Genomic DNA, 11,412 nt, shown 5'->3' with positions numbered 1-11,412 from the left:
TTCTAACACGTCAGTTCGAGTGACGCGACGAAAGGAGCGTTGTATCGAGAACTAATTATTTAAAATTTCTTTTTAGCCAAATTAGGAAGCTTATCAAATTCATCATTAATCAATGCTTCTTTTTTTGCTTTAGACCATTTTTTAATTTGCTTTTCAGTTTGAATTGCTATACTTATATCAGTGAATTCAGCATAAAACATAAGTTCGATAGGTCTTCGTTTATAGGTGTAACTTTCAATATGTTTTCCAAGCTTATGCTCAATAATCCGTCGTTCTAAATTAGAAGTAATACCTGTATAGTAGGTGTTATCAGAACATTTCAAAATATATACATATGAGATTTTCATGATTAAAAGATATAAAACTTCTCGATACAATTTGCTCGTGCCTCACAAATCACTCGAAGTGACGAGAACTATATTTACAATATGTCAGTTCGAGTGACGCGATGAAAGGAGCGTTGTATCGAGAACAAAAAATGCTAATTTTTCAAAATAAATCCTTCAAAATATCAATTCCATAAAAACCCTATAAATACATCATTCTCTTTGGGATAGCTAAAAATTTCATTGTAATTTTCAAAAGCTATAATCTACAAATTCAATAGAAAATGAAAATCGGTATTCCAAAGGAAATCAAAAACAACGAAAATAGAGTAGGTATGACACCAGCTGGAGTTTTCGAATTAACTAAGAACAATCACACTGTTTATGTGCAAAAAGATGCTGGTTTTGGTAGCGGTTTTTTTGATCAAGATTACAAAGATGTTGGTGCAACAATTTTAGATAGTATTGAAGAAGTTTATGCTTCAAGTGATATGATTGTTAAGGTTAAAGAGCCAATTGCAGAAGAGTATCCGCTTATAAAATCGCATCATGTGGTATTTACTTATTTTCATTTTGCGTCAAGTGAAGCACTGACTAAAGCTATGTTAAAAAGCGAAGCGGTTTGTATTGCTTACGAAACCGTAGAAGATACCGACGGAACATTACCTTTATTAACGCCAATGTCTGAAGTGGCAGGACGTATGGCAATACAACAAGGTGCTAAATATTTAGAAAAACCAATTAAAGGTCGTGGTGTACTTTTAGGTGGCGTACCAGGCGTGCCACCAGGAAGAGTCTTAGTTCTTGGCGCAGGTACTGTTGGGATACAAGCCGCAAAAATGGCTGCAGGATTAGGTGCGCACGTAACCATTATGGATATAAACATGAAGCAATTACGTTATGTGAACGATGTAATGCCAAATCATGTGGTTACAGAGTTTTCTAGCGAATTTAATATAAGAAAACGTATAAAAGACCACGATTTAATTGTTGGTGGTGTTTTGCTAAAAGGCGCAAAAGCACCAAACTTAATTACTAGAGATATGCTAAAAGAAATGCGTCCAGGTACAGTTATTGTAGATGTTGCAGTAGACCAAGGAGGTTGTGTAGAGACGACTAAACCAACAACACATGAAGATCCAACTTACATAATTGATGATGTTGTGCATTACTGCGTCGCAAACATGCCAGGTGCAGTGCCATATACATCAACTTTAGCTTTAACAAACGTTACTCTACCTTACGTGTTAAGATTAGCCAATCAAGGTTGGAAAAAAGCTTGCGAAAACGATAAAATGTTAGCAAAAGGATTAAATGTTGTTAACGGAAAAATTGTTTATCAAGAAATTGCAGAAGCTTTTAATTGGTCTGTTGATGCAGTTTGAAAATAACTGACATTGTTTTTCTGACAAAATTTCTTAACATCAAAATGGCTTACTTTTTGTTATATTTAAGTCATTAACATTAAAAGAGAAAAACATGTTTACAGGATATATAGGATATTACATATTAATTGGTGCGATTGCTTTAATAAGTACATTAGTAAGTAGTCAACTAAAAAGAAAATTTGCACATTACTCTAAAGTGCATTTGCGCAACGGAATGACAGGCGCTCAAATAGCAGAAAAAATGCTAGCCGATCATGGCATACAAGATGTAAAAGTTATTTCTACAAGAGGTCAATTAACCGATCATTACAATCCGGTAAATAAAACTGTTAATTTAAGTGAAGTCGTTTACAATCAAGCCAACGCAGCAGCTGCAGCAGTTGCTGCTCACGAAGTTGGACATGCAGTACAACACGCAACAGCGTATCAATATTTAACTATGCGTTCTAAATTAGTGCCAATTGTTCAAGTAACTTCAAGTATGTCACAATGGGTTATTATTGGCGGTATTGTATTAATGGCAGGAAATATCTTAGGAGGTAGCGGTTTTTATATTGCGTTAGCTGGATTAATAATGATGGGATTTGCAACACTTTTCAGTTTTATCACTTTACCAGTAGAGTATGATGCAAGTAACCGTGCATTAGCTTGGTTAAAAGCTAAAAATATGGTAACACCAGAAGAATATAAGGGTAGTGAAGACGCTTTAAAATGGGCTGCAAGAACCTATTTAGTAGCAGCAATTGGTGCGTTAGCCTCTTTAATTTATTGGGGAATGCAAGTCTTTTTAAGCAGAGATTAAATATCTATTTTTAATATAAATCAAGCCGAAGAAATAGTTTTTTCTTCGGCTTTTATGTTTATATTTAAAACCTAATTAAACAATAATTTTTATATGGAAAATCAAATTCAAGGTCCAATATTAGTTGGCAATTTAGAAGATAGTGAAAAAGCTGTTTTTTATCGCAAGACCTATACTCACGTTGCATTTGCAATTTTAGGTTTTGTATTACTCGAGTATATCTTTATAGGTATGTTTGAAGATGTAGTTGTCTCATTAATAAACCTTATGCTAGGAAGTGGCTTTTCTTGGTTAATAGTTTTAGGTCTTTTTTGGTTTGGAAGTAGTATGGCAGATAAACTTGCTCATGATCCTTCAAAACAAACCCAATACTTAGGATTAGGACTATATGTACTTTTAGAAGCAATCATCTTTTTACCGATGATATATTTTGCAGCATATCATTCTACAGGGACAGAAATGTTAACCCAAGCTGCAATAATTACACTTTGTCTTTTTGCAGGTTTGACAGCTACTGTATTTATGACAAATAAGAATTTTTCTTTCCTTAAAACAGGTTTGGTTATAGGAAGCTTTATTGCAATTGGATTAATCGTTGCAGGAACTATTTTTGGTTTTGATTTAGGGTTATGGTTTTCTGTAGGAATGGTTGTGTTTGCTGGAGCAGCAATTTTGTATCAAACATCTAAAGTAAAATATGAATATACTGGAGATCAGTACGTAGGAGCAGCCTTAGGTATATTTGCTTCAGTAATGTTATTATTTTGGTATATACTTCAAATATTTATGTCAAGAGACTAAATTATTATTTGGGCGTTACCCACTTTTGCTTTTAATGGCAAAAGTGCGTCAGGCTTTCGCAAGTCGCAATCATAGATGTGCTCCGACAGTTGCTTAATCCTTAACGCAAAAAAACACCTTAAAAATTTAATTTTTTAAGGTGTTTTTTTATTCTCTTTACTCTAAAATTGTATTGTTTTATATTTTAATTTGTCTTTCAATCTGTTGATCTAAAGAAATAAATGTTTCTGTTCTAGAAACACCTTCTATAGATTGAATTTGACTATTTAGTAAGTGCATTAAATGCGAGTTGTCTTTACAAAGAATCTTAATTAAAATACTCCAGTTACCGGTTGTGTAATGACATTCTAATACTTCAGGTATTTTTTGTAATTGTTTTACAGCTTGTGGATTACTAATAGCTTTGTCCAAATAAATACCAACAAACGCCATAGTAGTATAGCCTAAGACTTGCGGATTGATTACAAACTTAGAGCCTGCAATAAGTTTAGATTTTTCTAGCTTACGCAAACGTTGGTGTATTGCTGCACCAGAAATACCAACTTGTCTAGCAATTTCTAATACTGGTGTACGTGCGTCTTCCATAAGTGCACGAAGTATTTTTTTATCAATACCGTCTATGATAAGGTTGTTATTTGAAGTTTTCAAAAGATTTAAGCTTATAGTTTAAAAGATAAAAGTAAGTATTTTGTTTTAAACTAAAACTTTATTTTGTGTATTTACCTTTGGTAAGTGCGTTAGGGATAGTAATGAAAATCCCGCAGCGAGGTACGAGCGAGGAATTGCAATACTTCGACTCCGCTCAGTATAAATTCCTAGCCCGACCGTACCGAACATGTCGGTACGGAAACGCTATATAATATTAAATATTTAACGGGTTATACCCTAAATAAGGTACTTCGGTTTCTTTAAAAATAATACCGTAGTTTTCTAACTCGTTAAGAATAGGTGTGTACACTTCTTTGTTTATAGGTAGTTGTACTCCAGGTGTAGTAATTTTTTTATTTAATATAGCTATTGTAGCTATAGCGACAGGTAGTCCTACAGTTTTTGCCATAGCTGTATAGGTTTGGTCTTCACCTAAACAAACCATAGTCGAGTCTATTTGGTGTTTTTTACCATCTAACTCGTATCCAAATTTGTGATACATCACTAGCATATCTTTGTCTTCTTGTGCTAGTGTCCAGCTATCCATTAATATTTTTTGAAGGATTTGAGCTGGAGTTCCTTTTTTAAGTTCTACCATTTTATTTGGGTTGAAAATATCAAGCTCTACAAACTTATCCCAAACCATATCGTCTTGATCAATTTTTAATGCATGTCTAAATTTAAGCTCCACAGAGTCTGTTGGACTGTAAGGTAAAAATGAATTTACAAAGTCGCGATAACTCATGTTTTCACTATCATCTATGGTGTAACTATCGTCTGTCATACCTAATAAAACAAAAGCTTGCCAAGCACGAGAAAATCCTACACGACGCATTGTACCTCTGTATAATGTCCTAATATTATCTAATCCGTAAACGTTTTGATATTTTAAAGAATCGCGGTTAGCATAAGCTTCAAAGCGTCCAAAACCTTCAACTTCTAAAAATTCGGTACGTCTAAATAGTCTGTGGTAAGGAATATATTTATAAGTGTTTTCTTGAAGAAATTTTGCTGCGCCACCTTGTCCTGCAACAACAACATTTCTTGGGTTCCAAGTAAATTTATAGTTCCAAAGGTTGTTATCACTTTCAGGAGCTACAAGTCCACCACAAAACGATTCAAATAGTATCATTTTTCCGCCATTACCACGAATACGGTCTATCACTTGCATAGCACTCATGTGGTCAATACCAGGATCTACACCAATTTCGTTCATAAAAACTAAACCTTTATCCTTAACTTGTTGGTCTAAAGCTTGCATCTCGTCACTTATGTAAGATGCTGTAACCATATTTTTACCGTAGGTCACACAATCTTTAGCAACTTCAATATGAAATCTAGCAGGTAGCATAGAGATAACAATATCTGCTTTTTTAACAGCGTCTTCTCTTGAGTTTTTGTCAAAAACATTTAAAGCTATTGCTGTAGCGTTTTTGTGATTACCAATCATTTTTTTAGCATTTTCAATGTCTAAATCACCAACGGTAATGTGCAGATTTTCAGTTTCAGATTGTTCTAATAAATATTTGAATAAGTAAGAGGTTGATTTTCCGGAACCTATAACTAATATATGTCGCATAAAGGCTATAAAAGAATTTTAATTTTTATGTAATATTTTTAAAGTATCTTATATTTTTATACGAATTTAATAAATACTTACTGTATTTTTGTGTTAAGATTAAATTATTATGAATAAAAGAATTCTGATTTTAGCTTCAATTTTAGGTTTAACAAGCGTTATAATTGGTGCTTTTGGTGCTCATGGATTAAAGGAAGTTTTAGACGCAGAGCAATTACAAACTTTTGAAGTTGGTGTACGTTACCAAATGTACCACGCATTATTCTTATTATTTATAGGGTTAACCCAGAAGATTTCAGTAAAAACAAAATCAACAATATTTTATTTAGTTCTTGTTGGTGTTATCTTTTTCTCAGCTTCAATCTATGGTCTTGCTACAAATGATTTAACAGGCTTCGATTTCAAAAAAATAGCTTTAATAACTCCTATTGGAGGCGCTTTATTAATCGCATCTTGGGCTATATTGTTAATAAACTTTTTAAAACTGAAAAAGAATTAACAACTTTTACTTAGCGTTAATTTATATTAAATTTTACCTTTGCACTTTAAACAACACAAACAAATTATGGTAAACCATACACAATCCACGAAAACGATTTCGTTAGAACAGTACGGAATCAAAAATGCACAAGTACAATATCAACTAACTCCGGATCAATTACATGATGTAACTATAGAAAAAGGGTTAGGAGTAGAAGCATCTTCTGGAGCTTTAGCAATTAATACTGGCGAGTTTACAGGTCGTTCTCCGCAAGATCGTTTTATTGTAAAAGATAGTATTACCGAAGATAGAATTTGGTGGGGAGATATTAACATTCCTTTTGATTCGGATAAATTTCAAAAACTATATGATAAGGTAACAGATTATCTTTCTAACAAAGAAGTTTTTGTAAGAGATGCTTACGCTTGCGCAGATGATAATTATAGATTAAACATCCGTGTGATAAACGAGTATCCTTGGAGCAATATGTTTGCTTACAATATGTTTTTACGTCCAACAGAAGATGAATTAAATGACTTTTCGCCAGAATGGACTATTGTAAATGCACCAGGTTTTATGGCAGATCCAGAAGTAGATGGAACACGTCAACATAACTTTGCTATTTTAGATTTTACCCGTAAAATAGCCTTAATTGGTGGAACAGGTTATACTGGAGAAATCAAGAAAGGTATTTTTTCTGCTTTAAACTTTATTTTACCTGTGTTTAAAAATACGTTGCCAATGCACTGTAGTGCTAACGTAGGAGAAAATGATGAAACAGCTATCTTTTTTGGTTTATCAGGAACAGGAAAAACAACATTGTCTGCAGATCCAAATAGAAAATTAATTGGAGATGATGAGCACGGTTGGACATCAGAAAACTCTGTGTTTAATTTTGAAGGTGGATGTTATGCTAAAGTGATAGATCTTTCTGAAGAAAAAGAACCAGATATTTTTAGAGCAATTAAAAGAGGTGCAATTTTAGAAAATGTTATTATGGATGATAATGGCGTTGTAGATTTTGCAGATACTTCAATCACACAAAACACACGTGTTAGTTATCCTATTTATCATATTGATAACATTCAAAAACCATCAATTGGTAAAAACCCAAAAAATATATTTTTCTTAACAGCAGATGCTTTTGGTGTACTGCCTCCAATTTCAAAATTAACACCAGCACAAGCTGCTTACCATTTTATATCAGGTTACACTGCTAAAGTAGCAGGTACAGAAGCTGGTATTACTGAGCCAGTACCAAGTTTTTCAGCGTGTTTTGGAGCTCCTTTTATGCCATTACATCCTACAAAATATGCAGAGATGTTAAGTAAAAAGATGAAAGAAGCTGGTGTAAATGTTTGGTTAGTTAATACTGGTTGGACTGGCGGTTCTTACGGTGTTGGAAGCAGAATTAAACTAAAATACACAAGAGCTATGATTAACGCTGTTTTAAATGGCGATTTAGGATTATACAATTATAACGATTACCATATTCATTCTGTGTTTGGTGTGGCACAACCAAGAAGTTGTCCTGGAGTACCAAAAGAGGTATTAAGCCCAAGAACAACATGGAATAATGATAAAGAATATTACAAAACAGCATTTAAATTAGCTAATGCATTTAGAGCTAATTTTGAAAAATTTGAATCTTTTGCAAGTGAAGAAATTAGACGTGGCGGACCGCAACGTTATGCTGAGTAATATAAACAAGTGTTAGAGTAAAAAAGCGCTATCTAAGTATTTAGGTAGCGCTTTTTTTATGTTGTTAAAAGGTTGTTTTTACTTTCCTTTATTTACTTCTTTAATGTATTTTTCTAAAGCCATAGTCATAGAAGGTGTTTCTGGTGTTGGAGCAGATATGTCTACACGTAACCCTTTTTCTTCAACAGCTTTAATAGTGGTGTTTCCAAACACAGCAATACGGGTATTGTTTTGCTTAAAGTCTGGGAAGTTATGAAATAAAGACTCAATACCAGATGGACTAAAAAATACTAAGATGTCATAATATACATCTGCAAGATCTGATAAATCGCTAATTACAGTTCTGTAAAAGATAGCTTCTTTCCAGTTCACACCAAGTCCGTTTAAGGTGTCTGGTACTTCTGGTTTTAATTTATCGGTTGTTGGTAATAAGAATTTTTCGTCTTTATACTTTTTAATTAATGGCGAAAGCTCAGAAAACGTACGTTTACCTACATAGATTTTACGTTTTCTGTATACTACGTATTTTTGTAAGTAAAATGCAACAGCTTCGGACTGGCAAAAGTACTTCATAGTATCTGGTACTTTAAAGCGCATTTCTTCAGCTACTCTAAAAAAGTGATCTACTGCATTTCTACTTGTTAGTATGATTGCAGTGTATTTAGTCAAATCTACTTTTTGTTGTCTAATTTCTTTAGTAGATACACCTTCTACATGTATAAAAGGTCTAAAATCAATTTTTACTTTCTGCTTTTCTGAAAGATCAAAGTATGGAGAATTTTCAATTTTAGGTTCTGGTTGCGAGACTAAAATGGTTTTCACTTTCATATATTCGTATCTTTATTTTTAGACCTATCTTATTGCTATAAATTGATAAACAATAAGGTAAGGCGCGATTTCGAGAGCGCAAAGATACAAAATAAAATAAAACATACTTCTTTTAAACACATTAAGATTAGCTTTTAAAAAGGTTAATAAACCAATACTAAAAATTATTAGAGATAATAAGCCTATAATAATCAAAGTGTTAAGTTTGGCATCAACAGAATAAATTAATATAGCATTTATAGGAAGTAGGATTAAACCTAGATAGTTTCGGTAGCTAATTTTAGTAAGTAAATAATCTTTAATAAGCCATTCTATTTCAAAAATACTAGATAATAAGCGTTCTAAAAGTACTTTTACAATAAAGAAGCAAGCTATTAAAAGCGCATATTTTAATATTAATAATTGCGAAATAGTTTCACCAACAAAAGCATTTATTAGCAAATAAAAAAAGATACCAGTATTAAAGCATAGGTTAACAAATAGTAAGCCTTCAAAAAGCTCAAAAAAATGTTGGTCTTTAACAAAGACTTTTGTGTAGCGGTTGTTGATAATTAGATATGAGAAAATTTCAAAACGCTTAGTATAGATTAATTTGCTTAAAGCGATGCAAATTAAACACACTATAAAAATAAGTGTAATAATATCTGTATTTATAATTTCTCTAATCACGCAATAAAATTATTACTTTTTAAAGCAAAAAAATGGCAATTATTAAGGTTTTTTTATAAACATTTCACCCTATAAAATGTACATTTGCCTAAATTATAAAAGCAATTAATGCAAGACGCTATTGTCATTATTCCTACGTATAACGAAATTGAAAACATAGAAGCAATTATAAAAGCGGTTTTCAATTTAAAAAAAGAGTTCCATATTTTAGTGGTAGACGATAACTCGCCAGATGGAACTGCAGATGAAGTAAAGCGTCTTCAAAACAGCTATCAAGATCGACTGTTTTTAACAGTTAGACAAGAAAAATCTGGATTAGGAACAGCGTATATACATGGTTTTTATTGGGCTTTAGAAAAAGAATATAACTACATTTTTGAAATGGATGCCGATTTTTCTCATAACCCAAATGATTTAGAAAAACTTTACAATGCTTGTCATGTAGACGGCGCAGATATAGCAATAGGATCACGTTATGTAAAAGGTGTTAATGTGGTAAATTGGCCATTAGGACGTATCATTTTATCTTATGGAGCATCCTTTTACGTTAGATTTATAACTGGTATGCGTATTAAAGACGCCACAGCAGGTTTTGTCTGCTATAAAAGAAGAGTTTTAGAAACATTAGATTTAGAAGATATAAAATTTGTAGGTTACGCATTTCAAATAGAGATGAAATTTAAAGCCTATTTAAAACGTTTTAAAATTGTAGAAATACCTGTTATTTTTGTAGACAGAACAAAAGGCGAATCTAAACTAAGTTCAAGTATCATATCCGAAGCTATTTTTGGAGTGATTACAATGAAAATAAAAAGTATATTTAACAAGAAATAAGGCATTATGCACCAAAAAATCACTTTAATAAAAAATGCAAAAATTGTTAACGAAGGAGAAATCGTTAACGGAGACATTTTAATAGAAGGCGAAATTATTACCAAAATCGCACCATCTATTAGTCCAAAATCTGCAGATGTTAACGTGTTTGATGCAGAAGGACAATACGTTTTACCAGGTGCAATAGACGATCAGGTTCATTTTAGAGAACCAGGTTTAACGCACAAAGCAAATATAGAAAGCGAATCTAGAGCAGCTATTGCTGGCGGCATTACGTCGTTTATAGAAATGCCAAATACCAATCCGCAAACCACAACAATAGAGGCTTTAAACGATAAATTTGATCGTGCTGCTAAAACATCTTGGGCTAATTACTCATTTATGTTTGGTGGTACAAATGATAATTTAGAAGAAATTCTTAAAGTCAATAAAAAAGAAGTAGCAGGATTAAAATTATTCTTGGGATCTTCTACAGGAAATATGCTTGTAGATAATCCTGAAGTTTTAGAAAAAATCTTTAAAAGTACAGACCTATTAATTTCTGTGCATTGTGAAGATGAAGCGACTATTAAAGCCAATTTAGAAGTTTATAAAGAACGTTACGGAGATGATATTCCAGTACATTTTCACCCAATTATTAGAAGTGAAGAAGCGTGTTATTTATCGTCATCAAAAGCAATAGAATTAGCTAAAAAAACAGGTGCAAGATTACACGTGTTTCACCTTTCAACAGGAAAAGAAACCGAGTTGTTTGATAACAGTATTCCGTTAAAGGATAAAAAGATTACAGCCGAAGTTTGTATACATCACCTATGGTTTTGCGATAAAGATTATGACGAAAAAGGAACACTAATAAAATGGAATCCTGCTGTAAAAACCGAAAAAGATCGTGATCAATTGCTAAAAGCACTTTTAGACGATAAAATTGATGTGATTGCTACAGACCACGCGCCACATACGTTTGAAGAAAAATCTAATGTATATACGCAAGCACCTTCTGGTGGACCATTAGTGCAACACGCATTACCAGCTTTATTAGAAATGCATCATGAAGGTGATATTTCAATAGAAAAAATTGTAGAAAAGTTTTGTCATAATCCAGCCATTTTATTTGATGTAGAAAAACGCGGATTTATAAAAGAAGGTTACTACGCAGATTTAGTAATTGTAAACCTAAATAACCCTTGGACCGTTAATAAAGACAATATTTTATACAAATGTGGTTGGTCGCCGTTTGAAGGAACAACCTTTAAATCAAGAATAACACATACATTTGTTAATGGAGGATTAGCTTATAAAAATTTCAAGTTTTACGATACAAAATATGCTAAACGATTAACTTTCGATAGATAATT

The 11,412-nt window shown here is 32.4% G+C and carries 12 protein-coding genes; 7 read left to right on the top strand and 5 right to left on the bottom strand.

Annotated elements, in window-relative coordinates; translation table 11 throughout:
* Positions 1–59 precede the first annotated feature (59 nt).
* Entirely contained in the window at positions 60–347 is a 288-nt protein-coding gene (locus WA327_RS08130) for a GIY-YIG nuclease family protein (protein WP_336068460.1), read from the bottom strand.
* A 263-nt stretch (positions 348–610) separates the two neighbouring features.
* On the opposite strand from WA327_RS08130, the gene ald reads away from it, so the two are divergent.
* The 3 genes from ald (at position 611) to WA327_RS08115 (ending at position 3,317) form a co-directional block, all read left to right on the top strand.
* A complete protein-coding gene (gene ald / locus WA327_RS08125) occupies positions 611–1,711 on the top strand; it encodes an alanine dehydrogenase (RefSeq protein ID WP_336068458.1) in 1,101 nt (366 codons plus the stop codon).
* A 94-nt stretch (positions 1,712–1,805) separates the two neighbouring features.
* Entirely contained in the window at positions 1,806–2,516 is a 711-nt protein-coding gene (locus WA327_RS08120) for a zinc metallopeptidase (protein ID WP_336068455.1), read from the top strand.
* A gap of 93 nt (positions 2,517–2,609) precedes the next feature.
* The gene (locus WA327_RS08115) at positions 2,610–3,317 is read left to right on the top strand and encodes a Bax inhibitor-1 family protein (RefSeq protein WP_336068453.1); all 708 of its coding nucleotides are present in this window, start codon (positions 2,610–2,612) and stop codon (positions 3,315–3,317) included.
* A gap of 177 nt (positions 3,318–3,494) precedes the next feature.
* Here the strand turns inward: WA327_RS08115 and WA327_RS08110 are convergent, their stop codons facing one another.
* Positions 3,495–3,965: an Lrp/AsnC ligand binding domain-containing protein gene (locus WA327_RS08110; protein WP_336068450.1), complete on the bottom strand. Its 471-nt coding sequence runs from the start codon at positions 3,963–3,965 to the stop codon at positions 3,495–3,497.
* Positions 3,966–4,179: 214 nt separating this feature from the next.
* Positions 4,180–5,544, bottom strand: coding sequence for a saccharopine dehydrogenase family protein (locus WA327_RS08105; RefSeq protein WP_336068447.1), 1,365 nt, complete (start codon positions 5,542–5,544; stop codon positions 4,180–4,182).
* A gap of 109 nt (positions 5,545–5,653) precedes the next feature.
* Between WA327_RS08105 and WA327_RS08100 the strand changes: the two genes are divergently transcribed.
* Together WA327_RS08100 and pckA are read left to right on the top strand one after the other, a co-directional pair.
* Positions 5,654–6,043, top strand: coding sequence for a DUF423 domain-containing protein (locus tag WA327_RS08100; RefSeq protein WP_336068444.1), 390 nt, complete (start codon positions 5,654–5,656; stop codon positions 6,041–6,043).
* A gap of 66 nt (positions 6,044–6,109) precedes the next feature.
* Positions 6,110–7,726 (top strand): phosphoenolpyruvate carboxykinase (ATP), encoded by a 1,617-nt coding sequence (gene pckA, locus WA327_RS08095; protein WP_336068441.1) that lies wholly within the window; start codon positions 6,110–6,112, stop codon positions 7,724–7,726.
* A 78-nt stretch (positions 7,727–7,804) separates the two neighbouring features.
* Here pckA and WA327_RS08090 read toward each other — a convergent pair whose 3' ends face one another.
* Together WA327_RS08090 and WA327_RS08085 are read right to left on the bottom strand one after the other, a co-directional pair.
* Positions 7,805–8,554: a uroporphyrinogen-III synthase gene (locus tag WA327_RS08090; protein ID WP_336068438.1), complete on the bottom strand. Its 750-nt coding sequence runs from the start codon at positions 8,552–8,554 to the stop codon at positions 7,805–7,807.
* A 24-nt stretch (positions 8,555–8,578) separates the two neighbouring features.
* A complete protein-coding gene (locus tag WA327_RS08085; RefSeq protein ID WP_336068436.1) occupies positions 8,579–9,223 on the bottom strand; it encodes a DUF4271 domain-containing protein in 645 nt (214 codons plus the stop codon).
* Between the two features lie 108 nt (positions 9,224–9,331).
* Here WA327_RS08085 and WA327_RS08080 point away from each other — a divergent pair, with 108 nt between their 5' ends.
* Positions 9,332–10,057 carry a polyprenol monophosphomannose synthase gene (locus tag WA327_RS08080; protein WP_336068433.1) on the top strand — a complete coding sequence of 242 codons (726 nt, stop codon included), beginning with the start codon at positions 9,332–9,334 and terminating at the stop codon, positions 10,055–10,057.
* Positions 10,058–10,063: 6 nt separating this feature from the next.
* Positions 10,064–11,410 carry a dihydroorotase gene (locus WA327_RS08075; RefSeq protein ID WP_336068430.1) on the top strand — a complete coding sequence of 449 codons (1,347 nt, stop codon included), beginning with the start codon at positions 10,064–10,066 and terminating at the stop codon, positions 11,408–11,410.
* Positions 11,411–11,412 lie beyond the last annotated feature (2 nt).

It is taken from the genome of Mesoflavibacter sp. CH_XMU1404-2, assembly GCF_037029465.1.
GTDB lineage: Bacteria > Bacteroidota > Bacteroidia > Flavobacteriales > Flavobacteriaceae > Mesoflavibacter.
Note: the sequence above shows the minus strand (reverse complement) of the source record. Positions and strands in the feature narration are given on the sequence as shown.